Here is a 24,521-nt window from a genome sequence, read left to right on the forward strand (position 1 = left end):
GAATGCCTGAAATCACCCTGAATGTCCTGCCGATCTTCATCCTCATTCTGATCGGGTGGACCTTGGTCAGAACGGGACTGCTCAAAGACGAACTCGGAGAATCGCTCGGAGAGTTCGTCTTCAAGGTCGCGGTCCCGGTCCTCCTCTTCCAGACGATCGCGGAAGCCGATTTTCACGGCGCCTCCCCCTTCCGGCTCTGGATCGCGTATTTCGCCGGCGTCGGCGTGACCTGGACCGTCGGCCACCTGATCGCAACACGCATTTTTGAGCGCGACGCCCGCGTCGGCGTGCTGGCGGGAGTCTCCTCAGCCTTCGCAAACAACGTCTTCATCGGACTGCCACTCGTCAGCCGCATCGTCGGCAGCGATGGCATCGTCGCGCTTTCCATTCTGCTCGCCGTTCATCTGCCACTCATGATGATCATCGGCACGATTCTTATGGAACAGGCCGAACGAAAGATCAGCGGTGGCAGTTCACGTGGACTACTCGCCATCCTCGTGCAGATTGGCGGCAATCTTGCCCGCAACCCGCTGGTCATTGGACTTGCGGCCGGTGTCGTCGCACATGTCTCCGGCCTGCCGATCCCTACCGTCCTGGACGGCGTGGTCAACCAGATTGCCGCAATGGCCGCACCCGCGGCACTGCTCTCTTTGGGTATGGCCCTCAACAAGTATGGGGTATCGGGAAATTTCCGCATCGCCGGCGCGACCTCGGCGCTGAAGCTACTGTTGATGCCGGCCTGCGTCTGGGCGGCGTGCCGTCTGCTCAGCCTCGGCCCTGAATGGACAATGGCGATGGTGCTGACATCCTCCGTGCCGACGGGCATCAATGCGTGGCTGATTGCTAACCGCTTTGGTGTCGGGCACGGCCTCGCCGCCTCGACGATCACCCTGACGACTGCAGCCGGTGTGGCGACCGTTACATTCTGGGCGTGGCTGTTGAGCTGAACGGCTGCCCAAATGTTAGGACTAAACCCGAGGCCGGCAGGCCAAACAAAAATGCCCGACCAAAGGCCGGGCATCATTGACGAGATCGCTCGAAAGCTGATCAGTTCGTCGGCGCCGGAAGAGGAGCCGGTGCGTCGGAGAGCGTGCGCAGATAGGCAATCAGGTCCGCACGTTCCTTTTCGTTCTTCAGGCCGGCGAAACCCATTGCCGTGCCGGCAACAAGCTTCTTCGGCGCGGTGATGAAGTGATTGAGGTTGTCATAGGTCCACGTCGTCGAACCGCCCTGCGAGAAGTCCTTCATCGCAGCCGAATAGCCGAAACCTTCGTGAGAGGCGATCGGACGGTCGACTACACCGTAAAGATTCGGACCGACCTTGTTCGGGCCGCCCTTCGAGGCGTCATGACAGCTCGTGCACTTCTTGAAGACCTTCTCGCCGGCGGCGGCATCGGCGGTTGCCAGCAGGGTCGCGATCGGGGTCTCCGCGGCTGCGGCAGTCTCGGCGCCGGCTTCAGCCTGTGCTGCGCCTTCCGCGACAATGGCGTAGCCCTCTTTCTCCGGCTTCTCCGAACGGAAGATGCCTTCCGAGGCGATGGACACAGTCAACAGAACGAAGACGGTCCCAAGCAGAGCACCAACGCCCATGTTCACATATGAGTTCATCTGCAAACGCTCCCCATGCAGCCGGCGGTCACGAACCGGACGATCTTGAAATCGGGCGGAACCTATGTCTTTTGCTTGACAGTTGCAACACGATTGTGGTCCCGGAATTGGGACTTTTTGACACTTTTCCCGCGGGATTAGAAGGGCTGGCGATGAACAAACCCGTTTTCGAGAAGACACTGGTATTGATCCCGGCCCGGATGGCGTCGACCCGGCTTCCCGGCAAGCCGCTCGCCGACATATGCGGGCAACCGATGATCGTACAGGTCGCGCGTCGCGCTCGCGAAGCCGATGTCGGCCGGATCATCGTGGCGGTCGACGATCCCCGCACCTTCGAGGCGGTCGAAAAAGCCGGCTTCGAGGTCGTCATGACCCGCGCGGATCACCCCTCGGGCTCGGACCGAATCTATGAGGCCCTGACCAAGGCCGATCCGGAACGCCGGATCGAAACGGTCATCAACGTACAGGGCGACCTGCCGACAATCGAACCCGAGACGATCCGTGCGGCCCTCCGTCCGCTGGAAGACGAGCGGACGGACATCGCGACACTGACGGTCGAGATCACCGACGAGGAAGAAAAGACTAACCCGAACGTCGTCAAGGTCGTCGGTTCGCCGCTTTCGGAAACTCGCCTTCGGGCGCTCTACTTCACCCGTGCGACCGCTCCCCACGGCGCCGGACCGCTCTATCATCATATCGGCCTATACGCCTACCGCCGGAGGGCGCTCGAGAAGTTCGTCTCATTGCCGCCCTCGCCTCTTGAGAAACGCGAGTCACTCGAGCAACTGCGGGCGCTCGAGGCCGGAATGCGGATCGATGTGGAGATCGTCAATTCGATCCCCCTCGGCGTCGACACGCCCGCAGATCTCGAGAAGGCGCGACAGATCCTTGCCGCCCAAAGCAACCAGTAACGGAACTCCTCCGATGACAAACAGGACCAACAGAATCGCCTTCCAGGGCGATTTCGGCGCGAATTCCGACATGGCCTGCCGCGACATGTTTCCGGATATGTCGCCACTCCCCTGCCCAACATTCGAGGATGCCTTCGTCGCCGTAGAAAATGGCGACGCCGATCTCGCCATGATTCCGATCGAAAACACCATCGCGGGACGAGTGGCCGACATTCATCACCTGTTACCGGAATCCCGTCTGCACATCGTCGGCGAGTACTTCATGCCGATCCGCTTCCAACTGATGGTGCTTCCCGGCGTCACCAGAGACGAAATCCGCACCGTGCACAGCCATATCCACGCACTCGGACAATGCCGCAAGATCATCCGCAACAATGGCTGGAAGCCGGTCGTCGCCGGCGACACCGCCGGTGCGGCAAAGCTGATCGCCGAGACCGGCGAGCGATCCATGGCAGCCCTTGCACCGCGGCTTGCCGCCGACCTCTATGGCCTTGAGATTATCGCCGAAAATGTCGAGGATACAGAAAACAATGTCACGCGCTTCGTCGTCCTGTCGCGCGACGAAACCATTGCCAGACGTTCATCGCCTAACGAACTCATCGTCACGACTTTCATCTTCAACGTCCGGAACATCCCCGCCGCCCTCTACAAGGCGCTCGGCGGGTTTGCCACGAACGGCATCAACATGACGAAGCTGGAAAGCTACCAGCTCGGGGGCAAGTTCGTGGCAACCCAGTTCTATGCGGATATCGAAGGCCACCCGGACGACACGCCGGTCATGCAGGCCCTGGAAGAACTGCGCTTCTTTTCGGAAAAAGTCCGCATTCTCGGTGTTTACAAGGGACACCCGATGCGGGGGAAGCTCTAAGTCCGTTCGACCCTCGGACTCACGGCTTTCCGAAACCTGCCGTGAAGCCTCAACGGGACCAGTCCAGCCAGTCCCGCAGGAGGCGATTTGCGATCGTTCCCTCGATCGGCGTCGTCCAGCCGTTAGCGGCTCGCGACGCCATCATCTCCTCGACCTCGGTCCTCGTGAACCACCGGCAGTCGGCAAGCTCAAACGTGTCACGACTGATTTCGTTCGACAGTGCCTCGGCAAAGCACCCGATCATCATCTGATGCGGCATAGGCCAGGGCTGTGAGGCGTGATAGCGCACCCGGCCGATCTCGATTCCCGCTTCCTCGTAGGTTTCGCGACGAACCGCATTCTCGATCGTCTCACCCGGCTCGACGAAGCCCGCCAGACATGAATACATGCCGTCCGGAAAGCGATGATTGCGTCCAAGAAGGCACAAGTCGCGTCTCACGTCGATTGCGAGCATGATCGCGACCGGATCCGTCCGGGGGAAGATCGTGTGATCGCAGGCCTGACAGACCCGTTTATACCCGCCGATGCGGCCTTCGGTCGCGCTGCCGCAGCGGCCACAGAATCGGTTGTCCATGTTCCACTGAAGTAGACTGAGCGCCTGCGCCGCCTCGCCCTGCAGATCCTCGCCGACCAGTGCGTCGCGAAAGAGCGAACGAGCATCGGCGGCCTTGTAGTGATTGGCGAGTTCGTCTGCAGCACTGCGAACAGGTACCGCAAGCCGCGGCTCACCTGTCGGCTGGAATCCCAAGAGAACAGCGTTGTCGAGATCAGGATCCAGCTCCGGCAATTCATAGGCTGCGAAGAGCGGATCAAGAACCTGCCCGTCGTGCTTGAGGATGAGCTTCGGCCCGGCGAATGCAAGAATGTGGGCACCTTCGACCGCGAGCGCCTGCTCCAGGCAGTCCTCTTCCCGGTGTTCGCTGCGTCGGTCCAGCCCATTCCGGGAAAAGGCGGTAAGCGTGCTGGCTTCGGGATGCGGAGTGTCGAGATCGAAGATGGTTTTGCTCATGACTGAAGGGCTTCGAGAAACTTCCGTTTGAATTCGCCGCAAGGCTGAGCCTCGTAGGGAACGGCCGAGCCGTGTCCCCAGACGGGGCCCGGCCAATTCGCGTCCCCTTCGAAGCGCGCGATGACGTGAACATGAAGCTGTCGAACAATATTGCCAAGAGCGCCGACGTTGATTTTGACGGCACCCGTCGCCTTCTTCAATGCGGAAGCCACCAGGTTCTGCTCGAAGGTCAGCACTGCCTGGTCGAGCGGCGTGAGGTCGAAGACCTCGCTGACGTCCGGACGTTGCGGCACGAGAACGAGCCACGGCCAACGACTGTCGCGCATAAGCCGGACGTCGCACAGGCCGAGCAGCGTCAGGCGCTCGCTGTCACGCGTCAGTCTCTCATCGAGCTCGAACTTGACCAAGAATGCCTCCTTTTCCAGCGTTTCTCTATACATAGCAGTTTTTTGGTGGCTTGGCTTGCATTTGCTTCCGTAATTGCCGATATGTGCTCTCGGGAGGTTGGTGGTGGACGAGCCACTCGCCAACCGGGTCAGGTCCGGAAGGAAGCAGCCCTAACGAGCCCGGCACGGGTCATCGTGCCAGCCTCCCACCTTCCGTTCCACATGGCCGGCAGGATTGCAGGGTCGAGAGACCCGAACGGGACGACTCCAACGCTGGCAGGAGCGATGAGCGACTTCGAGCCGACAGCAGAACATGCAAACGGCAACGCGACAGGATACAGGGTCCTGGCCCGCAAGTACCGTCCCAAGGATTTCACCGATCTGATGGTCGGCCAGGAGCCGATGGTCCGCACGCTCACGAATGCGTTCGAGACGGGCCGTATCGCGCAGGCCTACATGCTGACGGGCGTCCGCGGCGTCGGCAAGACGACGACCGCCCGTATCCTGGCGCGCGCGCTCAACTACAAGACCGCAGAGGTCGACAAGCCGACGATCGACCTCAAGCTCCCGGGCGAACATTGCCAGGCGATCATGGAAGGTCGCCATGTCGATGTCATCGAGATGGATGCTGCTTCACACACCGGCATCGACGATATCCGAGAGATCATCGAACAGGTCCGCTATCGCCCCGTCTCGGCCCGCTACAAAGTCTACATCATCGATGAAGTGCATATGCTCTCGACGGCAGCCTTCAACGGCCTGCTGAAAACGCTCGAAGAGCCGCCGGAACACGTCAAGTTCATCTTCGCAACGACCGAGATCCGCAAGGTGCCGATCACCGTGCTCTCCCGCTGTCAGCGTTTCGACTTGCGGCGCATCAGTGCGAGCGATCTGGTCGGACTCTTCTCGACGATTGCGGCCAAGGAAGGCATCACCGCTGACGAGGACGCGCTTGCCATGATCGCGCGCGCGGCCGAGGGTTCGGCACGTGACGGGCTTTCGCTGCTCGACCAGGCGATCGCCCATGGTGGAGGCGTCGTGAGGGCCGATACGGTGCGCGCAATGCTCGGCCTCGCCGATCGCGCCCGCGTCGTGGACCTCTTCGAGCACATCGTGCGCGGCGATGTCGCGGCAGCACTTTCCGAGTTCGGCAGCCAGTACGAATCCGGTGCCAGCCCGACCGTGGTTCTGACCGATCTTGCCGACTTCACCCATCTCGTGACCCGGCTCAAATACATCCCGTCGGCGGCTCAGGACGCATCCCTCAGCGAGGTCGAGCGGGTTCGCGGAGCCGAACTTTCGACAAGCGTCAGCGTTTCAACGCTCTCGCGCATCTGGCAGATGTTGCTGAAGGGTATCCCCGAAACGGAAAACTCCGCGCGTCCTGCCGGTACCGCCGAAATGGTCATCATTCGGCTTGCCCACGCGGCTCACCTGCCGTCGCCCGAGGATGCAGCGCGCCGGCTTGCGGAACTGGCAGAGGGCGGACAGACCGGTATCCCTTCCCCGGCCCCGCTGGGAGGCAACGGCGGTGGCGCTCAGGCGTCCTATCGCACCGCAGCAGTTGGCGCGCAGGTGCTGGATCGCCCGCGACAGCAGATCGTGACCAGACCGACGGCGCATCTTCAAAGCGTGCCGGCGCTTGAATCGCAGCCAGTTGTCCTGGGGCGCGTCGAAACGAAACCCACCCCGCTCCCCAAGGTTCCCATCAAATCGCTCGAGGATATCGCCGAGCTCTGCACGCAGAACCGTGACCCGAAGCTCAAGGCTCTTCTGCGCTCCTATGTTCGACTCGTGGGTCTGGAGCCCGGAAGACTCGAGATCAACCTGCCACCGGAGGCACCGAAGACGCTTGCAGGAGACCTGCAACGACGGCTTGAGGAGTGGACGGAAATCCGCTGGATGGTCATCCTGTCACGCGAAGCCGGCAGGCCGACACTTGCGGAAACCGAAAGTTCAAACCGCGAGGCGAGGCTTCTCGATGCACGGCAGGATCCCGACGTGGCGGCGATCCTGGCCCGCTTCCCCGGGGCGAGGATCACCGATGTGCGCATTCGTTCCGCCAGTGACGAAGACGATACGTTGGATGTCCCGTCGGCGGCCGAGTCCGCCGAGGGAGACATTCTTCCGGGCGACGACATCGAATTCTAAGACGGCATTCGCCAATATTTCAGGGAGACAGTGACGATGCGCGACATCATGGGCATGATGGGCAAGGTCAAGGAAATGCAGGCCAAGATGGAGAAGATGCAGGCGGAGATCGCCGCTCTCGAAGTCGAAGGCAAATCAGGCGGAGGCCTCGTGACCGTGACGATGACCGGCAAAGGCGAGCTCAAGGGCCTCAAGATCGATCCCTCGCTGTTCAAGGAAGACGAAGTCGAAATCCTCGAAGACCTTATCGTCGCCGCCCACAAGGACGCCAAGGACAAGGCCGAGGCCGTGATGGCGGAAAAGACCAAGGAGATGACCGCCGGCCTGCCGATCCCGCCCGGCATGAAACTGCCCTTCTAACGCGATACCCGACCGCGGCGGAGGACCTTCCAAACCTGTACCGCCGCACACCCTCCTCTGCCGGCGAGGTCGTACGTCGAAGACATTTCCGTTTGGCGCAGATATCCGCTAGAAACCGCCCATGGCAAAGCGAGTCACCGGTCCCGAAATCGAAAAGCTGATCCAACTGCTGGCGAAGGTGCCCGGCCTAGGGCCTCGTTCGGCTCGACGGGCGGCACTGCACCTCATCAAGAAGAAGGATCAGCTGCTCGGGCCTCTCGCGCACGCGATGGGCGACGCCTACGACAAGGTGAAGGTCTGCTCTCATTGCGGCAACGTCGACACCAGCGATCCCTGCACCGTATGCACCGATGATCGTCGCGACCAGTCGGTGATCATCGTCGTGGAAGACGTCTCCGACCTCTGGGCGCTTGAGCGCGCAGGCGCGATGAATGCGGCTTATCACGTGCTCGGCGGAACGCTGTCGCCGCTCGACGGCGTAGGTCCGGATGACCTCAACATCCGCGGCCTGATCGACAGGGTGTCGAAGGGCGACATCCGCGAGATCATCATCGCGGTCAATGCGACCGTCGAGGGACAGACGACAGCTCATTACATCACCGATCATCTGGCGGGTCTGGACGTGAAGATCACCCGCCTCGCCCATGGTGTGCCTGTTGGTGGTGAGCTCGACTATCTTGACGAGGGAACGCTGGCGGCAGCGCTGAGAGCCCGCACGGCGATCTGAAATCCGCCCCATTCGAGGGTGATGTGAGGATCCATGAGACGACACCCCGCCATCCTTTTATTTCTCCTACTGCTCCTCTCTCCCCTTCCCGCGGCGGCGCTCGACAAGAGTACGGTCGAAGCCCGGTTCCAGACCTGGTTGCAGCAGGAATTATGGCCACTTGCGGAGAAATCCGGCGTCAGCCGGAACGCTTTCGAGCGAGCAACCGCCGACCTCCACCTCAACTGGAACCTTCCGGATCTCGTGCCACCGGGCAGCAAGCCCCCGAAGGAACGGAAGCAGAGCCAGGCCGAGTTCTCCTCGCCCGGGTCCTATTTTTCCGAGAAAAGATTGCAGGGGCTCGCCGCCACCGGTCGTGGTCTTGCGACGCGGCACGCCCTCGCACTCCAGAGGATCGAGAGGACCTACGGCGTTCCCGGATCGGTCGTGCTTGCGATTTGGGGACGAGAAACGGGCTTCGGGCAGGCGAAACTGCCTTATCCTGCGGTGGAGGTGCTTGCGACCAAGGCTTTCATGTCGACGCGCAAGGATCTCTTCCTGCGCGAGCTGATCGCAGCGCTGCACATGATCGATGGCGGCGACATCAGCGCCGGCAGGATGACGGGCTCCTGGGCCGGTGCCCTCGGCCAGCCGCAGTTCATGCCCACCAGCTATCTTGAGCATGCCGTCGATTTCGACGGAGACGGCGCCAGGGATATCTGGAACTCGGTTCCGGACAGCCTCGCCTCGATCGCCAACTATCTCGTGCACAAGGGATGGCAGAGAGGGCGCAGCTGGGGTTACGAGGTCGTCATTCCGGAGGCAGTCTCCTGTGCCCAGGAAGGGCCGGATCGCGCGCAGCCTCTCTCCGCCTGGGCGGCAACGGGGATCCGGCGCATCTCCGGCAAACCGTTTCCCGACCGTGAGGCGACGGCTTCCACGATGATGCTGGTTCCGGCGGGGACGAATGGACCCGAATTCCTCGTGACGCCGAACTTCTACGTGCTCAAGGAGTATAACAACTCCGATCTCTACGCGCTCTTCATCGGCAACCTCGCCGATCGTATCGCCTACGGCAGCGGTCCATTCATCGGCAAGTGGGGCGACGTCGGCAAGATGCTGCGCTCCGACGTACTTGCTATGCAGGAGAGGATGGTCGCAAAAGGCTATGACGTCGGCAAGGTCGATGGACTGCCCGGCTACAAGACCCGCCGCTCCCTCGGCGAGTGGCAGGCGAAGAACGGCCTGCGACCGACCTGCTTTCCCGACGAGAGCCTGAAGGCGAAGCTTCGCTGACGCTCCTCAATGCGGCTCGATATGGGTCTGGTGGAAAACGTCGTCCGCCGGTGGAATGCCCTGCCGCTCGATCATCCGGTGAACGCGGGGCTTTGAAGCGCCCCGGTGGAGAGCCAGCAGGCGGTCGCTGGTTTCCGCGTCCGCCTTGGTTCGCCGCTGGTTGTGACGAACGTAGTCTACCCAGGTCGGCGTGTGATAGGTCTCGGTCCAGACCTCCGGATTCTCGAGATCGCGCATCAAGGCCCAGTTTCGAGCCCCGTCACGAAGGCGGATACGGCGCCTTTCGACCATCAATGAAAGGAACTCCTGCACGTCGTCATCATCGATCTCGTAATCGATCTGCACGACGATGGGACCGCTGCGTGGCTTGACGTCGAGGCGGAGCTCCGGCTCGTTGAAGTGGTTGAGCGGGTCGAGATCAAGGGACGCGAAGGGCGGCATCGGAAGCCGGAACCCGATTGCGACCCCGACAATCATCACCAATGCGGACGCAAGGAGGGCATGTCCGACACTATTGGTTTCGGCCACATGACCCCAGAGCCAGCTGCCGGTCGCCATACCGCCGAAGGTGGCTGTCTGATAGAGTGAGAGCGCACGACCTACGACCCAGCGTGGCGTCGAGAGCTGCACGACCGTGTTGAAGAGGGACAGCGCAAGCACCCAGCAGGCACCGGCAAGCAGAAGTGCCATCCCGGTGAGCCACGCCGATCCGCTGACGCCGATGATCGCCGTGCTCAAGGCAAAGCCCGCGAAGGACAAGCGCACGATGTCCTCGCTCGAAAGGAGTTCCCGCAAACGGGCGCTCGATAGCGCACCTGCGATCGCGCCTGCGCCGAAGGCGCCGAGCAGAATGCCGTAGGTGAGCGGCCCGCCGGCGACCATGTCACGCGCGACGACCGGGAGAAGGGCGAGGATCGCGACCGCCGTCAGGCCGAAGACAAAGCTGCGGAAAAGTACCTTCAGGATATTCGGCGACATCGCGACATAGCGTAGCCCGGCGGAGATCGCGGCACCGAGTTGCTCACGCGGTAGCGTCGTCTGCGGGACTTCCGGGCGCCATCGATAAAGAGCGTAGGCGAGCGGCAGATAACTGAAGGCGTTCACGAGGAACGCGACAGCGGCGCCGGATGCCGCGACGATCATGCCGCCGAGTGCCGGACCGACGCTTCGGGTGATGTTGAAGCCCATGCTGTTCAGCGCGACGGCGGCGGGGAGATCGCTACGCGGGACCATGTCGCCGACGGAAGCCTGCCAGGAAGGATTGTTGAGAGCCGTGCCGCTACCGATCAGAAATGTGAAGAACAGCAGCGACCATGGAGAGATCTGTCCGAGAAAGGCAAAGACCGCGAGCAAAACCGAAGCGGTCAGCATGAAAAACTGCGACAGTAACATGACCTTGCGGCGGTCAAAGCTGTCGGCGACGGCACCGGAAAGCAACGAAAAGAGCATGATGGGCAGCGTATTGGATGCCTGAACAAGAGCGACCATGTTTTCCGATCGGGAGATGGACGCCATCAGCCAGGCTGCCCCCACGCCCTGAATGAGACCGCCGAGATTCGACGAGATGCTCGCAACCCAGATTGTCCGATAAAATTCGTTCTTCAGTGGCGCCAACGGCGATTTGCGATCCGACACGTCCTGTTCACCTACGGCTTTCGAAGCGGGGTGTGCCACTATAGGCAAATCTGACGCACGCTGCCTATGTCCTGCTGCCCCGGACACGAAAATAGCACCGGGACGGCATGGTTCCTCGCGAAGCTTGCATTTGCACGCGAGCGAGCGTATATCGTGTTTAAATTCTTGATCGATGGATGAAGAGTGGGGCCGCAAGGACCCGCTCTTTTTTGTTAGCGGTCGGGAAAACTGCAGAATTCATCCAGGAGGATGACGCGTGTCGGAACATGTACCGGCGCCGCAGGACCGCGAGCCGCGCATTGTCACGGAGACCGGCCTCGATCGGCGCATCGCTGAAATCATAGAGCCCGTGACGGTTGCCATGGGCTTCAAACTCGTGCGGGTTCGCCTCTTGAACCAGAACGGACTTACCCTCCAGATCATGGCCGAACGCAACGACGGCACCATGACGGTCGAGGACTGCGAGGAGCTTTCGATGGCGATTTCGCCGGTGCTCGACGTCGAAGATCCGGTCGACAAGGCCTATCATCTGGAAGTATCCTCCCCGGGTATCGACAGGCCGATGGTGCGCAGATCCGATTTCGAGCGCTGGCAGGGGCATCTCGTCAAATGCGAGACGTCGATACTGGTCGACAACCGCAAGCGGTTCCGCGGCAAGATCACAGCAGTGGACGGAGACGGCTTCACCATCGAACGAGACCAGATTGCGTATGGCGAGGAGCCACGCGTAACCATCCCGTTCAGCGCGCTGGCGGAAGCGAAGCTGATCCTGACGGACGATCTCATCCGTGACGCGCTGAAGGCCGACAAGGCGGCTCGAGCCAAAGCGGCGAACCAGAACGACGACGAAACCTCGATAGACTAACCGCCTTGAGGGCACGGCCCCGGCAGTGAAGACGGAGACTTAAGACAATGGCAGTCAGTGCTAACCGGCTCGAGCTCTTGCAGATCGCTGATGCGGTCGCGCGTGAGAAGGTGATCGACCGCGAAATCGTACTCGCCGCGATGGCCGATGCAATTCAGAAGGCCGCCCGCTCCCGCTACGGCTCCGAGACCAACATCCGCGCCGATATCAATTCAAAGACCGGCGAAATCCGTCTGCAGCGCCTTCTGGAAGTCGTCGAAAAGGTCGAGGACTATTCCACCCAGATCGCACTCGAGCTTGCCCGCGACCGCAATCCGGACGCCAAGATCGGCGACTTCATCGCCGATCCGCTGCCGCCGATGGATTTCGGCCGCATCGCTGCCCAGTCCGCCAAGCAGGTCATCGTGCAGAAGGTGCGCGAGGCCGAACGGGATCGTCAGTACGACGAATTCAAGGATCGCGTCGGCGAAATCGTCAACGGCACCGTCAAGCGCGTCGAATACGGCAATGTGATTGTCGATCTCGGCCGTGGCGAAGGCATCATCCGCCGCGACGAGATGATTCCACGCGAGACTTTCCGCTACGGTGACCGCGTCCGCGCCTATGTCTATGACGTCCGCCGCGAACAGCGCGGCCCGCAGATCTTCCTGTCGCGTACCCATCCGCAGTTCATGGTGAAGCTTTTCACCATGGAAGTACCGGAAATCTATGACGGCATCATCCAGATCAAGTCCGTCGCCCGCGATCCGGGTTCGCGCGCCAAGATCGCCGTCATTTCGAACGACTCGTCGATCGATCCGGTCGGTGCCTGCGTCGGTATGCGTGGCTCACGTGTCCAGGCCGTCGTCGGCGAATTGCAGGGCGAGAAGATCGACATCATTCCGTGGAGCCAGGATCCGGCATCCTTCATCGTCAACGCCCTGCAGCCGGCTGAGGTTTCGAAGGTCGTTCTCGACGAGGATGCCGAACGTATCGAGGTCGTCGTTCCGGATGAACAGCTTTCGCTCGCCATCGGTCGTCGCGGCCAGAACGTCCGCCTTGCCTCCCAGCTCACCGGCTGGGACATCGACATCATGACCGAGCAGGAAGAATCCGAACGTCGTCAGAAGGAATTCAACGAACGCACCAACCTCTTCATGGATGCGCTCGACGTCGACGAGATGATCGGTCAGGTGCTCGCCTCTGAAGGCTTCGCCCAGGTCGAGGAGCTCGCTTACGTCGATCTCGATGAAATCGCCTCGATCGAAGGCTTCGACGAGGACACCGCCCAGGAGATCCAGTCGCGCGCCCGTGACTATCTGGAGAAGATCGAAGCGGAAATGGATGCCAAGCGCAAGGAGCTCGGCGTTTCCGACGACCTGCGCCAGATCGACGGCATGACGGCCCAGATGATGGTCGCCCTCGGCGAGGACGGCATCAAGACGATCGAGGACTTCGCCGGCTGCGCAGCTGACGATCTCGTCGGCTGGAGCGAGCGCAAGGACGGCGAGACCAAGAAGTTCGAGGGGCTGTTCTCGAAGTTCGACGTTTCCCGTGCGGAAGCCGAGAACATGATCGTTCAGGCCCGTCTGGCGGCCGGCTGGATCACCGAAGACGACCTCGCAGCGGAGGCCGTAGAAGAAGAAGCGGCCGAGGACGAAGACAAGGCTGAATGATGCGAGGCGATGCCCCGGAAAGCTTGCCGAATGATGATGCCGCCGAAGGTGCGGGGATGAATGATCGCACGTGCATCGTCACGCGGCAGAGCGGAACGCCCGAAACGTTGATCCGCTTTGTCGCCGGCCCCGACGGCAGCGTCATCGCGGATCTCAAGCGGCAGCTTCCCGGTCGCGGATGCTGGGTTTCGGCAAATCGCGAGGCTGTCGACAAGGCGGTAGCAAAGAAGCTTTTCGCGCGTGCGCTGAAGGCGGACGTCAAGGCTGATCTGGACCTCGGGCAGCGCGTCGACCGTCTGCTCGTCGCCCAGCTTGCAGGGATGATGAACTTGGCGCGCAAGGCCGGCCAGTTCATCACCGGCAGTGCCAAGGTCGATCTGGCGGTTCGCAGCGGAGAGGCGATCGCCGTCTTCCACGCGATGGACGCGGCGGCAGACGGCGTAAGGAAGATCGATCAGGCGCGCAAGGCCTGGCACCTCGGAATGGAGACCGACGCGGAGATACCCGCCTTTCGGCTCCTGTCCGAGGCGGAAATGGAAGAGCTGATGGGCCAGAATGCTTTTATCCATGCGGCAGCGCTTGCGGGGCAGGCGGGTGAAGGTGTAGTGAAACGCGCAAACCTGCTCAAGACGTATCGCAGCGGCGCGGCGCAAACGACGGGTGGCGCCAGCCAGAAACCACGATGACGCGGTCACCGGTTCGGCCGGCCACTGCATCGATGAACAGGAATTGAGCGGCGCGGTCGATGAAGGACATCCGGCCACGCTCGAAGGAACGGGAACGGAATGACCGACAACAAAGACGACAAGACACTCAGCGTAACGGGCAAGAAGACTCTCACCCTGAAACCCTCGGGCGTGAGCCAAGGCACCGTGCGTCAGGATATCGGTCGCGGTCGCACCAAGGCGGTTGTGGTCGAGACGCGCAAACGGCGCCTGACCCGTCCTGAGGACGAGAAGGCTCCGGCCCCGGTTTCGCAGCAGGCCCGTGCCGCCGAGCCTGCGCCGGCACCTGTGCCCCAGCGGCCCGCCACGCCTGCTCCGCGCGTTCATCAGCCGAGCGCGCCGCAGCAGCGGGCGCCGCAGGCGCAGCAACCTGTCCGTCAGGAGCGCCCGCGCGGCGCCGTGCTGCACGATCTGTCCGCCGGCGAAATGGAAGCGCGCCGCCGCGCGCTCGTGGAAGCACAAGCGCGTGAAGTCGAAGAAGCCAAGCAGCGTGCTATCGATGAAGAGCGTCGCAGAGTGGAAGCTGAAGCGGCTGCCCTGCGCGCTGCCGAGGATGCTGAACGGCGCGCGACGGAAGTAAAGGAAGAAGAAGAAGGGGCACAGGCTCAGGAAGCCGAAGCTCCGGCGCCGGCGGCAGCAGCCCCCGTGCGCCCTGCCGAGACCCGTCCGGTTCCGCGCCCCGCAACGCCTTCTGCTCCGGTTTTCGGCCGCGGCCGCAAGGAGCAAGAAGAGGAAGAAGAGCGCAGCGCCGCTCGTGGCCCTGCGCGCGGCAAGGTTGTCGCGCCGGCACCGGCGAAGGTTCCCGCCCGCCCGAAGGGCGAAGAGGATCGCCGGCGTGGCAAGCTGACCGTCACCACCGCCAATGTCGACGAGGAGGGCGCGCCGTCGCGTGGCCGTTCGCTGGCGTCGATGCGCCGTCGCCAGGAAAAGTTCCGTCGCAGCCAAATGCAGGAACCGCGCGAAAAGATCGTGCGGGAGGTCGTTCTCCCTGAAACCATTACCATTCAGGAACTGTCGCAGCGCATGTCCGAACGTGCCGTTGACGTCATCAAGTACCTGATGAAGGAAGGCCAGATGATGAAGCCCGGCGACGTCATCGACGCCGACCTGGCTGAGATCATCGCGACGGAATTCGGCCACACCGTCAAGCGCGTCTCGGAGTCCGACGTTGAGGAAGGCATCTTCAACGTTGCCGACGAGGAAGGCGAACTGCTGTCGCGTCCGCCGGTCGTCACGATCATGGGTCACGTCGACCACGGCAAGACTTCGCTGCTCGACGCCATCCGTAACGCCAACGTAGTGGCCGGCGAAGCCGGTGGTATCACCCAGCACATCGGTGCCTATCAGGTCGAACAGAACGGTCAGAAGATCACCTTCATCGACACGCCCGGCCACGCCGCCTTCACGGCGATGCGTGCTCGCGGCGCTCAGGCGACCGACATCGCGATCCTGGTGGTCGCAGCCGACGACAGCGTGATGCCGCAAACGATCGAATCGATCAACCACGCGAAGGCGGCGGGTGTTCCGATCATCGTGGCGATCAACAAGATCGACAAACCGACGGCAAATCCGCAGAAGGTCCGCACGGAACTGCTGCAGCATGAGGTCTTCGTCGAATCCATGGGCGGTGAAGTTCTCGACGTCGAGGTTTCGGCGAAGAACGGCACCAACCTCGACAAGCTGCTCGAGGCTATCCTGCTGCAAGCTGAAATCCTCGACCTCAAGGCCAATCCGAACCGCACAGCGGAAGGAACGGTCATCGAAGCCGAACTCGACCGCGGCCGCGGCGCCGTCGCGACTGTCCTCGTGCAGAAGGGTACACTTCGTCCCGGCCAGATCATCGTGGCCGGCGACCAGTGGGGACGCGTGCGCGCGCTTGTCAACGACAAGGGCGACCACGTCAAGGAAGCCGGTCCGGCCATGCCCGTCGAAGTTCTCGGCCTTTCCGGCACGCCTGCGGCCGGTGACAAGTTCGCCGTCGTCGATAACGAGGCCCGCGCCCGTGAGATCTCGGAATACCGTCTGCGTCTGGCCCGAGACAAGGCCGCAGCGCGCCAGTCCGGCTCTCGCGGCTCGCTCGAACAGATGATGAGCCAGCTTCAGACGTCCGGCATGAAGGAATTCCCGCTGGTCATCAAGGGCGACGTGCAGGGTTCGATCGAGGCGATTGCCGGCGCACTGGACAAGCTCGGCACCGAGGAGGTTCGTGCGCGTATCGTCCATTCGGCGGTCGGCGGTGTCACCGAGTCCGACATCTCGCTTGCCGAGGCGTCGAACGCTGCCATCATCGGCTTCAACGTCCGTGCAAATACGCAAGCCCGCCAGGCGGCTGAACGCGGCGGTATCGAAATCCGCTACTACAACATCATCTACGATCTGGTAGATGACGTGAAGGCGGCGATGTCGGGCCTGCTCTCGCCGGAACGGCGCGAAACCTTCCTCGGCAATGCGGAGATCCTCGAAGTCTTCAACATTACCAAGGTCGGCAAAGTCGCGGGTTGCCGCGTCACCGAAGGCAAGGTCGAACGTGGTGCAGGTGTCCGCCTGGTGCGCGACAACGTCGTCATCCACGAGGGCAAGCTCAAGACGCTCAAGCGCTTCAAGGACGAAGTCTCGGAAGTACCGGTCGGGCAGGAATGCGGCATGGCCTTCGAGAACTACGAAGACATCCGCGCCGGTGACGTTATCGAGTGCTTCCGCGTAGAGCACGTTACGCGCACGCTCTAAAGCCGGCGATCACAATCCGAACAAGTTGCGGGCGCCGGCGATCCGGCGCTCGCTTTGTTTAAGGCAGGATGACGATGACCAGACCAACCTCTTCCGCTCCATCCCAGCGCATGCTCCGCGTCGGAGAACAGGTTCGCGCCGCGATCACGCAAGTGCTGCAGCGCGGCGAAGTCCGCGATCCACTGATCGAAAAGACCGTTATCTCCATCTCCGAGGTCCGCATGTCACCGGACCTGAAGATTGCCACGGCCTATGTGACGCCGCTCGGCGTCCCGGACCACGATGCAGTCATCGATGCGCTGAACCGCAATGCAAAGTACATCCGCGGGCGCCTCGGCCCGCAATTGCGGCAGATGAAGTACATGCCGGAAGTCCGCTTCCGCGACGATACCAGTTTCGACAACTACCAGAAGATCGATGCGCTGCTACGGTCGCCCGAGGTCAGCCGCGATCTCGACGCCGACCGAGACGACGAACAAGAATAGAGACGCATGTCCAAGCCCCGCAAGCCAAAGGGCCGCCCAGTTTCGGGCTGGCTGATCCTCGACAAGCCCGCCGATTTCGGTTCAACGGAAGCGGTTTCCAAAATCAAGTGGTTGTTCAACGCCCAGAAGGCCGGCCACGCCGGCACGCTCGATCCGCTCGCTTCCGGCATGCTTCCGATCGCGCTCGGCGATGCGACGAAGACCGTCCCGTATGTCATGGACGGAAGAAAGATCTACGAGTTCACCGTTACCTGGGGTGAAGAACGCTCGACCGACGATCTCGAAGGCGACGTGACGCAGACATCTACGGATCGGCCGACCGAAGAGGCGATACGGGCGCTGCTGCTACGGTATACCGGAGTCATTTCACAAGTGCCTCCGCAATTCTCGGCGATCAAGATCTCCGGCGAACGCGCCTACGACCTTGCCCGCGACGGCGAGACCGTCGACATCCCGTCACGCGAGGTCGAGGTTCATCGCCTCACATTGCTCAAGTGCGAGAAGGATCAGGCGCATTTCGAAGTCGAATGCGGCAAGGGCACCTATGTCCGGTCCTTGGCCCGCGATTTCGGCCGCGACCTTGGTTGCTTTGGCCATATCTCGCTCCTCCGGCGCACCTATGTCGCCCCGTTTGCCGAAGAAACCATGGTGCCTCTGGCGGACCTTGTCGCACTGGAAAAGATCGAGGACCGCGACGAGCGACTGGTGGCGCTTGACGAATTCCTCATCGACACCAGCGAAGCGCTCGCCGCCTTGCCGCAGATCAGGGTGAGCGAGGATCAGGCGCATCGCCTTCGCATGGGTAATCCGATCATCCTGCGTGGTCGCGATGCACCCGTCGCCGAACCGGAAGCAGTGGCGCTCGTCGCGGGAAAGCTTGTCGCGATCGGCGAAATTGCCGGTGGGGAGTTCCATCCGCGGCGCGTTTTCAGCTGAAGCGGCGGTTTACAATCAACGCTTCCAATTTTGACCTGAATGGGTTATAGGCAGCGCCAGCATGGCGGTCTGTCCACCTGCTTTTCGTGGCCAATGCTGGACGACATCTCGGCATTTGGCGTCTTCTCTCCTGACATTGAAAGGATACTGCGATGTCGATTACTGCAGAGCGCAAGGCTGCCCTGATCAAGGAATACGCAACCAAGGAAGGCGACACGGGTTCGCCGGAAGTACAGGTTGCGATCCTGACCGAGCGGATCAACAACCTGACGGAACATTTCAAGGGCCACAAGAAGGACAACCACTCTCGTCGTGGCCTTCTGACCCTGGTTTCCAGCCGTCGTTCGCTTCTTGACTACCTCAAGAAGAAGGACGAGGCCCGCTACAACGGCCTGATCGCTCGCTTGGGCATTCGCCGCTAACGTGTTCCGGCGGACTTCCTTCTGGAGGTCCGCCGGCTTTCTATCGGGATAGATGTCCCGAGGGCCCGGCCGGAGCGAAATGCTCCCGGGCCGCAACATATGGCGGGCCGGATGGGCCGGTTCCGCCAGAACCAACCGATGACCTGTCATGGGGCAGGATTGCCGGGTGCTTTTGCCAGGACAATCTGGCACGCGCAACGAGGCCTTGGCTTCGAGAGCGCGCGGGGCGTGATGGCGCGGAACCTCGACCGCGGACGCCATGCTCCATCTGAAAAGCTTCCTGCTGTCTTGCCCGTGATACGTCAGCATTCCGCGGCCGCGACGGCCTGTTCCGCAAGAAGGAACATGAGCGCTGCTTCCCCGCGGAGAAGGAAAAGACAATGTTTGACATTCACAGCGTAGAAATCGAGTGGGCAGGCCGTCCGCTGAAGCTCGAAACCGGCAAGATCGCCCGCCAGGCCGATGGTGCCGTTCTCGCCACCTACGGCGAGACCGTCGTTCTCGCGACCGTGGTCTCGGCCAAGGCGCCGAAGGCCGGCCAGGACTTCTTCCCGCTCACCGTCAACTACCAGGAAAAAACCTACGCCGCCGGCAAGATCCCGGGTGGCTATTTCAAGCGCGAAGGTCGTCCGTCGGAAAACGAAACGCTGGTTTCGCGCCTGATCGACCGTCCGATCCGCCCGCTGTTCCCGGAAGGCTACAAGAACGACACCCAGGTGGTCGTCACGGTCATCCAGCACGACCTTGAAAACAATCCGGACATCCTGTCGATGGTTGCCACCTCGGCAGCCCTGACGCTCTCCGGCGTCCCCTTCATGGGCCCGGTCGGCGGCGCCCGTGTCGGCTACATCAATGGCGAATACGTGCTGAACCCGCACCTCGACGAGATGGACGAATCGAGCCTCGACCTTGTCGTCGCGGGGACCTCCGACGCCGTTCTCATGGTTGAATCTGAAGCCAAGGAATTGCCGGAAGACGTCATGCTCGGCGCGGTCATGTTCGGTCACCGCGGCTTCCAGCCGGTCATCGACGCGATCATCAAGCTCGCCGAAGTCGCTGCCAAGGAGCCGCGCGAATTCGAACCGGAAGACCATTCCGCGCTTGAGACCGAGATGCTCTCGATCGCCGAAGCCGAACTGCGCGATGCCTACAAGATCACGCAGAAAGCCGAGCGCTACGCCGCTGTCGACGCCGTCAAGGCCAAGGTGAAGGCTCACTTCCTCCCCGAGGAAGGCGAAGCCAAGTACTCGGCCGAGGAAGTGGGCGCCGTCTTCAAGCACCTGCAGGCCAAGATCGTCCGCTGGAACATTCTCGACACCAAGAGCCGCATCGACGGTCGCGATCTAGAGACCGTTCGCCCGATCGTCGCGGAAGTCGGCATTCTGCCGCGTACCCACGGTTCGGCTCTCTTCACCCGCGGTGAAACCCAGGCCATCGTCGTTGCCACGCTCGGCACCGGCGAAGACGAGCAGTATGTCGACAGCCTGACCGGCATGTACAAAGAAAACTTCATGCTGCATTACAACTTCCCGCCCTACTCGGTAGGTGAAACGGGCCGCATGGGCTCTCCGGGTCGTCGCGAAATCGGCCACGGCAAGCTCGCCTGGCGCGCAATCCACCCGATGCTGCCGACCGCCGAGCAGTTCCCCTACACGCTGCGCGTGGTTTCCGAGATCACGGAATCGAACGGTTCGTCCTCGATGGCCACCGTCTGCGGCACCTCGCTCGCTCTCATGGACGCCGGCGTTCCGCTGGCGAAGCCGGTTGCCGGTATCGCCATGGGCCTGATCCTGGAAGGCGAGCGCTTCGCCGTTCTTTCTGACATCCTCGGTGACGAAGACCACCTCGGCGACATGGACTTCAAGGTTGCCGGCACGGCAGACGGCATCACCTCGCTGCAGATGGACATCAAGATCGCCGGCATCACCGAGGAGATCATGAAGGTCGCACTCGGACAGGCACAGGGTGGTCGCAAGCACATCCTCGGCGAGATGGCGAAGGCCATCACCGAAAGCCGCGGCCAGCTCGGCGAATTCGCACCGCGCATCGAAGTGATGAACATTCCGGTCGACAAGATCCGCGAAGTCATCGGTTCGGGCGGCAAGGTCATCCGCGAAATCGTCGAAAAGACCGGCGCCAAGATCAACATCGAAGACGACGGTACCGTCAAGATCGCCTCTTCCTCCGGCAAGGAGATCGAGGCCGCCCGCAAGTGGATCCACTCCATCGTGGCAGAGCCGGAAGTCGGCGCGATCTATGAGGGTACGGTCGTCAAGACCGCGGACTTCGGCGCGTTCGTCAACTTCTTCGGCGCGCGCGATGGTCTCGTCCACATTTCGCAGCTCGCTTCCGAGCGCGTCGCGAAGACCACGGATGTCGTCAAGGAAGGCGACAAGGTCTGGGTCAAGCTCATGGGCTTCGACGAACGCGGCAAGGTCCGCCTGTCGATGAAGGCCGTTGACCAGGCGACCGGCAAGGAAATCGTTGCCGAGAAGAAAAAGGACGAAGGCGAGGCTGCCGAATAAGCACGTTTCGTCCCCAAACCGAGGCGCGGGAGAAATTCCGCGCCTTTTTTGTTCGCCGAGAGAGAAGACCGAGCCATGAGCCGCGATACCCTGAAAACACTGTTCCACCCGTTCGCTTCCGACGTAGTGCCGATGCCGCAGGCAGGAGAACGCTTTCTCTTCCTCGGGGCCGAGGCCGGCGTCGCCACACCGAGCGGTTTCGGGGCGACGCTCGTGGCCGTGCAGGGGCTGCGCTCCGCCTTTCTGCAGCTGGAGGCCGCCGGCGCCGCGCCGCTGCCTATGCCGGAGGGAGATGATTACGACGGAACTCTGGTCCTTTGCGGCAAGCATCGCGGCGAGAACGAGAACCGGATCGCCGAGGCATTGAAGCGCACGAAGACCGGCGGTCTTGTCGTGGTGGCCGGCGGCAAGGAAGATGGAATTCAGCCGCTGCGCAAACGTCTTGATGGTCTCGGCCTCGCCGTGGAGCACATGCCGAAATATCACGGCGTCGCGCTGTGGTTCGAGGTGCCCGAGGATCGGTCATCGGCAGTCGGCGCGCTCGAAGCCGCCCAAGTGACCGTCGATGGCCGCTTTCGAACCGTCGCCGGCATGTTCTCGCACGATCGCATCGATGCCGGTTCTGAACTGCTCGCCGGACGCATGCCGGAGAACTTTGACGGCAATGCTGCTGATCTCGGCGCCGGTTGGGGCTATCTTTCCGTCATGCTCGCCGAACGCTCCCCCCGGGTCAACCGTATCGACCTCTTCGAGGCTGATTACCAGGCACTCGAATGTGCCAAAGCCAATATGGCGGCGAATTGCCCAGATGTCTCGGCACGTTTCTTCTGGCAGGATCTCGCACGCGAGCCGATCAGGGAGAAGTACGACCTGGTCATCATGAACCCTCCCTTCCACGAAGGACACGCCGCAGAACCATCGCTCGGCAAGGCGTTGATCACGGCCGCCAGTCAGGCGTTGCGTGGCGGCGGGATGCTGATGCTCGTCGCCAACCGCGGCCTTCCCTACGAGGCGACGCTCGGCGAGAACTTCCGCGAACATGGAGAAACCTGTCGCAACGCCCGCTTCAAGGTCCTGTGGGCCAAGAAATAGAGAGCCCCAAGGGTCGCCATGAAACGACAGAAACCCGGCGCTGACGAGCAGCGCCGGGCTTCTCTATTCTTCATCCTTCCGGATGATCTATTCTGTGTCGGCCTTGTTCAGAAACTCGATAGTCGGCATCGAGGTGATGTTGTACCCGGAGTCGACGTAGTGGATCTCTCCGGTCACGCCACGCGACAGATCGGACAGGAGGTAGAGAGCAGAACCGCCTACGTCCTCGATCGTCACCGTCCGACGAAGCGGCGAGTTCTTCTGCTGCCAGGAAAGCATGGCTCGCGCGTCGGCGATCCCCGCACCGGCAAGTGTCCGGATGGGACCAGCGGAGATGGCGTTGACGCGGATACCGCGCGAACCATAATCTCCGGCGAGGTAGCGCACGGACGCCTCCAGTGCAGCCTTGGCGACACCCATGACGTTGTAATTCGGCATGATGCGCACCGAGCCACCGTAGGTCAGCGTGAGCATCGATCCGCCGTCGGACATGATCTCGGCGGCGCGCTTGGCGATCTCCGTGAACGAGAAGCAGGAGATGACCATGGTGCGCACGAAGTTCTCACGCGAGGTGTCCGCGTAAAGCCCTTTCAGCTCGTTCTTGTCGGAGAAGCCGATCGCGTGAACGACGAAATCCAGCTTTCCCCAGCGCTCCTTCAAAGCAGCAATGACCGCGTCGACGGAAGCGAGGTCTTCGACGTCGCAAGGCAGGAGGAAATCCGACCCGAGCTCGGCAGCAAGCGGCTTCACACGTTTGCCCAGCGCTTCGCCCTGGTAGGTGAACGCGAGTTCGGCACCGGCACCGGCAAGCGCCTTGGCGATACCCCAGGCGATAGAGTGGTTGTTCGCGACGCCCATGATGAGGCCGCGTTTTCCCTGCATAGAGGCAATCATTCGGTTATCCATTGTAACGCTGGAACACGAGCGTGGCGTTGGTGCCACCGAAGCCGAAGGAGTTCGACAGAACGGTGTCGATCTTGGCGTTGTCGATCCGTTTGCGAACGATCGGGACGCCGTCAAATTCCGGATCCAACTCGCTAATGTGCGCGCTCTCACCGATGAAGCATTCCTGCATCATCAGCAGGCCATAGATCGACTCCTGCACGCCGGCGGCGCCGAGAGAATGGCCTGTCAGGGATTTGGTTGACTGCACATGCGGGATCTTCGTCCCAAACACTTCACGGATCGCGCCGATTTCCTTGGAGTCACCAACCGGGGTCGACGTGCCGTGGGTGTTGATGTAATCGACTTCGCCCTTGACGGTCGAGAGTGCCTGCCGCATGCAGCGGATGGCACCTTCACCCGACGGCGCGACCATGTCGTATCCATCAGATGTCGCACCGTAACCAACGAGTTCGGCATAGATCTTGGCGCCGCGGGCCTTGGCGTGTTCCAGCTCTTCCAGAACAAGAACGCCGGCACCGCCGGCGATGACGAAACCGTCACGCGCAACGTCATAGGCACGCGATGCGCTGGCAGGCGTGTCGTTGAACTTCGAAGACATCGCACCCATCGCGTCGAAGAGGTCCGACATGGTCCAGTCGAGATCCTCGTGGCCGCCGGCGAACATCACGTCCTGCTTGCCCCACTGGATCATCTCGGCCGCATTTCCGATGCAGTGCGCCGACGTCGAGCAGGCGGACGAGATCGAGTAGTTCACGCCATGGATCTTGAACCAGGTGGCGAGCGTCGCCGATGCGGTCGAGGACATGGCCTTCGGCACGGCGAACGGGCCAATGCGCTTAGGGCTATTGTTCTGGCGGGTGATGTCGGCCGCCTCGACGATCGTGCGCGTGGAAGGACCGCCCGAGCCCATGATGATGCCAGTGCGTTCGTTACCGCTGATGTCGGACTCCTCCAAGCCCGAGTCGGCGATCGCCTGCTTCATCGCGACGTGGTTCCATGCTCCGCCTTGGGAGAGAAAGCGCATGGCGCGCCGGTCGACGAGGTCGGTCGGATCCAGTGTAGGCTTTCCCCAGACCTGGCAACGAAACCCATGCTCGGCAAAGTCGGGAGAGAAGGAGATTCCGGACTTCGCATTGCGCAGGGATTCCGTAACCTCTGCGGCATCGTTCCCGATGGAAGAAACGACACCCAGACCCGTAATAACTACCCTTCTCATCTCAACAGACCTTTTCGTTATCACAATTGAACGCGCC

The 24,521-nt window shown here is 61.9% G+C and carries 22 protein-coding genes and 1 other RNA gene; 17 read left to right on the top strand and 6 right to left on the bottom strand.

The features are described 5' to 3' along the window. Positions 1 to 2 precede the first annotated feature (2 nt). Positions 3 to 947: an AEC family transporter gene (locus tag ACM6UT_RS07080; protein ID WP_416796634.1), complete on the top strand. Its 945-nt coding sequence runs from the start codon at positions 3 to 5 to the stop codon at positions 945 to 947. Between the two features lie 100 nt (positions 948 to 1,047). Here the strand turns inward: ACM6UT_RS07080 and ACM6UT_RS07085 are convergent, their stop codons facing one another. Further along, a complete protein-coding gene (locus ACM6UT_RS07085; RefSeq protein ID WP_416796635.1) occupies positions 1,048 to 1,608 on the bottom strand; it encodes a c-type cytochrome in 561 nt (186 codons plus the stop codon). Positions 1,609 to 1,760: 152 nt separating this feature from the next. Here ACM6UT_RS07085 and ACM6UT_RS07090 point away from each other — a divergent pair, with 152 nt between their 5' ends. Together ACM6UT_RS07090 and ACM6UT_RS07095 are read left to right on the top strand one after the other, a co-directional pair. Further along, on the top strand, positions 1,761 to 2,519 hold the full coding sequence (locus tag ACM6UT_RS07090) for a 3-deoxy-manno-octulosonate cytidylyltransferase (protein ID WP_416796636.1): 759 nt from the start codon (positions 1,761 to 1,763) through the stop codon (positions 2,517 to 2,519). Positions 2,520 to 2,532: 13 nt separating this feature from the next. Next, complete coding sequence (locus ACM6UT_RS07095; protein WP_416796637.1) at positions 2,533 to 3,387, top strand: prephenate dehydratase; 855 nt, start codon at positions 2,533 to 2,535, stop codon at positions 3,385 to 3,387. A gap of 49 nt (positions 3,388 to 3,436) precedes the next feature. On the opposite strand, the gene nudC is transcribed toward ACM6UT_RS07095, so the two are convergent. Both nudC and ACM6UT_RS07105 read right to left on the bottom strand, forming a co-directional pair. Next, positions 3,437 to 4,396: an NAD(+) diphosphatase gene (gene nudC / locus ACM6UT_RS07100; protein ID WP_416796638.1), complete on the bottom strand. Its 960-nt coding sequence runs from the start codon at positions 4,394 to 4,396 to the stop codon at positions 3,437 to 3,439. Next, positions 4,393 to 4,836, bottom strand: coding sequence for an HIT domain-containing protein (locus ACM6UT_RS07105; RefSeq protein WP_416796639.1), 444 nt, complete (start codon positions 4,834 to 4,836; stop codon positions 4,393 to 4,395). The genes nudC and ACM6UT_RS07105 overlap by 4 nt, the downstream gene beginning before the upstream one ends. 59 nt (positions 4,837 to 4,895) lie before the next feature. Between ACM6UT_RS07105 and ffs the strand changes: the two genes are divergently transcribed. From ffs to ACM6UT_RS07130, 5 genes are all read left to right on the top strand, one after another. Continuing rightward, positions 4,896 to 4,992: signal recognition particle sRNA small type (gene ffs, locus ACM6UT_RS07110), an RNA gene on the top strand. 75 nt (positions 4,993 to 5,067) lie between these two features. Continuing rightward, on the top strand, positions 5,068 to 6,933 hold the full coding sequence (locus ACM6UT_RS07115) for a DNA polymerase III subunit gamma/tau (RefSeq protein WP_416796640.1): 1,866 nt from the start codon (positions 5,068 to 5,070) through the stop codon (positions 6,931 to 6,933). A 36-nt stretch (positions 6,934 to 6,969) separates the two neighbouring features. Beyond that, complete coding sequence (locus ACM6UT_RS07120; protein ID WP_416796641.1) at positions 6,970 to 7,293, top strand: YbaB/EbfC family nucleoid-associated protein; 324 nt, start codon at positions 6,970 to 6,972, stop codon at positions 7,291 to 7,293. A gap of 121 nt (positions 7,294 to 7,414) precedes the next feature. Beyond that, the gene (gene recR, locus ACM6UT_RS07125; RefSeq protein ID WP_416796642.1) at positions 7,415 to 8,020 is read left to right on the top strand and encodes a recombination mediator RecR; all 606 of its coding nucleotides are present in this window, start codon (positions 7,415 to 7,417) and stop codon (positions 8,018 to 8,020) included. 33 nt (positions 8,021 to 8,053) lie between these two features. Continuing rightward, positions 8,054 to 9,295: a lytic murein transglycosylase gene (locus tag ACM6UT_RS07130; RefSeq protein ID WP_416796643.1), complete on the top strand. Its 1,242-nt coding sequence runs from the start codon at positions 8,054 to 8,056 to the stop codon at positions 9,293 to 9,295. 6 nt (positions 9,296 to 9,301) lie between these two features. Here the strand turns inward: ACM6UT_RS07130 and ACM6UT_RS07135 are convergent, their stop codons facing one another. After that, complete coding sequence (locus ACM6UT_RS07135; RefSeq protein ID WP_416796644.1) at positions 9,302 to 10,930, bottom strand: MFS transporter; 1,629 nt, start codon at positions 10,928 to 10,930, stop codon at positions 9,302 to 9,304. Positions 10,931 to 11,186: 256 nt separating this feature from the next. Between ACM6UT_RS07135 and rimP the strand changes: the two genes are divergently transcribed. From rimP to ACM6UT_RS07180, 9 genes are all read left to right on the top strand, one after another. Beyond that, positions 11,187 to 11,795: a ribosome maturation factor RimP gene (rimP, locus tag ACM6UT_RS07140; RefSeq protein WP_416796645.1), complete on the top strand. Its 609-nt coding sequence runs from the start codon at positions 11,187 to 11,189 to the stop codon at positions 11,793 to 11,795. A gap of 47 nt (positions 11,796 to 11,842) precedes the next feature. Then, positions 11,843 to 13,450, top strand: a complete 1,608-nt coding sequence (gene nusA, locus ACM6UT_RS07145; RefSeq protein ID WP_416796646.1) for a transcription termination factor NusA — start codon at positions 11,843 to 11,845, stop codon at positions 13,448 to 13,450. Continuing rightward, the gene (locus tag ACM6UT_RS07150) at positions 13,447 to 14,136 is read left to right on the top strand and encodes an RNA-binding protein (RefSeq protein WP_416796647.1); all 690 of its coding nucleotides are present in this window, start codon (positions 13,447 to 13,449) and stop codon (positions 14,134 to 14,136) included. Before nusA ends, ACM6UT_RS07150 begins: the two co-directional genes overlap by 4 nt. A gap of 99 nt (positions 14,137 to 14,235) precedes the next feature. After that, entirely contained in the window at positions 14,236 to 16,902 is a 2,667-nt protein-coding gene (gene infB / locus ACM6UT_RS07155; protein ID WP_416796648.1) for a translation initiation factor IF-2, read from the top strand. Positions 16,903 to 16,976: 74 nt separating this feature from the next. After that, positions 16,977 to 17,387: a 30S ribosome-binding factor RbfA gene (gene rbfA, locus ACM6UT_RS07160; RefSeq protein ID WP_129333069.1), complete on the top strand. Its 411-nt coding sequence runs from the start codon at positions 16,977 to 16,979 to the stop codon at positions 17,385 to 17,387. 6 nt (positions 17,388 to 17,393) lie between these two features. Beyond that, on the top strand, positions 17,394 to 18,323 hold the full coding sequence (gene truB, locus ACM6UT_RS07165; RefSeq protein ID WP_416796649.1) for a tRNA pseudouridine(55) synthase TruB: 930 nt from the start codon (positions 17,394 to 17,396) through the stop codon (positions 18,321 to 18,323). 152 nt (positions 18,324 to 18,475) lie between these two features. Then, positions 18,476 to 18,745: a 30S ribosomal protein S15 gene (rpsO, locus tag ACM6UT_RS07170; RefSeq protein ID WP_112686132.1), complete on the top strand. Its 270-nt coding sequence runs from the start codon at positions 18,476 to 18,478 to the stop codon at positions 18,743 to 18,745. A 380-nt stretch (positions 18,746 to 19,125) separates the two neighbouring features. Continuing rightward, positions 19,126 to 21,270 carry a polyribonucleotide nucleotidyltransferase gene (pnp, locus tag ACM6UT_RS07175; protein ID WP_129333065.1) on the top strand — a complete coding sequence of 715 codons (2,145 nt, stop codon included), beginning with the start codon at positions 19,126 to 19,128 and terminating at the stop codon, positions 21,268 to 21,270. A 75-nt stretch (positions 21,271 to 21,345) separates the two neighbouring features. Further along, on the top strand, positions 21,346 to 22,362 hold the full coding sequence (locus ACM6UT_RS07180; RefSeq protein ID WP_416796650.1) for a class I SAM-dependent methyltransferase: 1,017 nt from the start codon (positions 21,346 to 21,348) through the stop codon (positions 22,360 to 22,362). A gap of 87 nt (positions 22,363 to 22,449) precedes the next feature. On the opposite strand, the gene fabI is transcribed toward ACM6UT_RS07180, so the two are convergent. Together fabI and fabB are read right to left on the bottom strand one after the other, a co-directional pair. Next, complete coding sequence (gene fabI, locus ACM6UT_RS07185) at positions 22,450 to 23,256, bottom strand: enoyl-ACP reductase FabI (RefSeq protein ID WP_416796651.1); 807 nt, start codon at positions 23,254 to 23,256, stop codon at positions 22,450 to 22,452. Between the two features lie 4 nt (positions 23,257 to 23,260). Further along, on the bottom strand, positions 23,261 to 24,484 hold the full coding sequence (gene fabB, locus ACM6UT_RS07190; protein ID WP_416796652.1) for a beta-ketoacyl-ACP synthase I: 1,224 nt from the start codon (positions 24,482 to 24,484) through the stop codon (positions 23,261 to 23,263). Positions 24,485 to 24,521: the final 37 nt, after the last annotated feature.

This window comes from Ciceribacter azotifigens (genome assembly GCF_048159625.1).
GTDB classification, from domain to species: domain Bacteria; phylum Pseudomonadota; class Alphaproteobacteria; order Rhizobiales; family Rhizobiaceae; genus Allorhizobium; species Allorhizobium azotifigens.

Coding starts and splice junctions, on each gene's coding strand:
- rbfA (WP_129333069.1), top strand. CDS start 16,977: ATGACCAGACCAACCTCTTCCGCTCCATCCCAGCGCATGCTCCGCGTC.
- ACM6UT_RS07095 (WP_416796637.1), top strand. CDS start 2,533: ATGACAAACAGGACCAACAGAATCGCCTTCCAGGGCGATTTCGGCGCG.
- truB (WP_416796649.1), top strand. CDS start 17,394: ATGTCCAAGCCCCGCAAGCCAAAGGGCCGCCCAGTTTCGGGCTGGCTG.
- ACM6UT_RS07080 (WP_416796634.1), top strand. CDS start 3: ATGCCTGAAATCACCCTGAATGTCCTGCCGATCTTCATCCTCATTCTG.
- ACM6UT_RS07150 (WP_416796647.1), top strand. CDS start 13,447: ATGATGCGAGGCGATGCCCCGGAAAGCTTGCCGAATGATGATGCCGCC.
- nudC (WP_416796638.1), bottom strand. CDS start 4,396: ATGAGCAAAACCATCTTCGATCTCGACACTCCGCATCCCGAAGCCAGC.
- nusA (WP_416796646.1), top strand. CDS start 11,843: ATGGCAGTCAGTGCTAACCGGCTCGAGCTCTTGCAGATCGCTGATGCG.
- infB (WP_416796648.1), top strand. CDS start 14,236: ATGACCGACAACAAAGACGACAAGACACTCAGCGTAACGGGCAAGAAG.
- rpsO (WP_112686132.1), top strand. CDS start 18,476: ATGTCGATTACTGCAGAGCGCAAGGCTGCCCTGATCAAGGAATACGCA.
- ACM6UT_RS07130 (WP_416796643.1), top strand. CDS start 8,054: ATGAGACGACACCCCGCCATCCTTTTATTTCTCCTACTGCTCCTCTCT.
- pnp (WP_129333065.1), top strand. CDS start 19,126: ATGTTTGACATTCACAGCGTAGAAATCGAGTGGGCAGGCCGTCCGCTG.
- ACM6UT_RS07105 (WP_416796639.1), bottom strand. CDS start 4,836: ATGTATAGAGAAACGCTGGAAAAGGAGGCATTCTTGGTCAAGTTCGAG.
- fabB (WP_416796652.1), bottom strand. CDS start 24,484: ATGAGAAGGGTAGTTATTACGGGTCTGGGTGTCGTTTCTTCCATCGGG.
- ACM6UT_RS07090 (WP_416796636.1), top strand. CDS start 1,761: ATGAACAAACCCGTTTTCGAGAAGACACTGGTATTGATCCCGGCCCGG.
- ACM6UT_RS07180 (WP_416796650.1), top strand. CDS start 21,346: ATGAGCCGCGATACCCTGAAAACACTGTTCCACCCGTTCGCTTCCGAC.
- ACM6UT_RS07115 (WP_416796640.1), top strand. CDS start 5,068: ATGAGCGACTTCGAGCCGACAGCAGAACATGCAAACGGCAACGCGACA.
- ACM6UT_RS07085 (WP_416796635.1), bottom strand. CDS start 1,608: ATGAACTCATATGTGAACATGGGCGTTGGTGCTCTGCTTGGGACCGTC.
- recR (WP_416796642.1), top strand. CDS start 7,415: ATGGCAAAGCGAGTCACCGGTCCCGAAATCGAAAAGCTGATCCAACTG.
- ACM6UT_RS07120 (WP_416796641.1), top strand. CDS start 6,970: ATGCGCGACATCATGGGCATGATGGGCAAGGTCAAGGAAATGCAGGCC.
- fabI (WP_416796651.1), bottom strand. CDS start 23,256: ATGATTGCCTCTATGCAGGGAAAACGCGGCCTCATCATGGGCGTCGCG.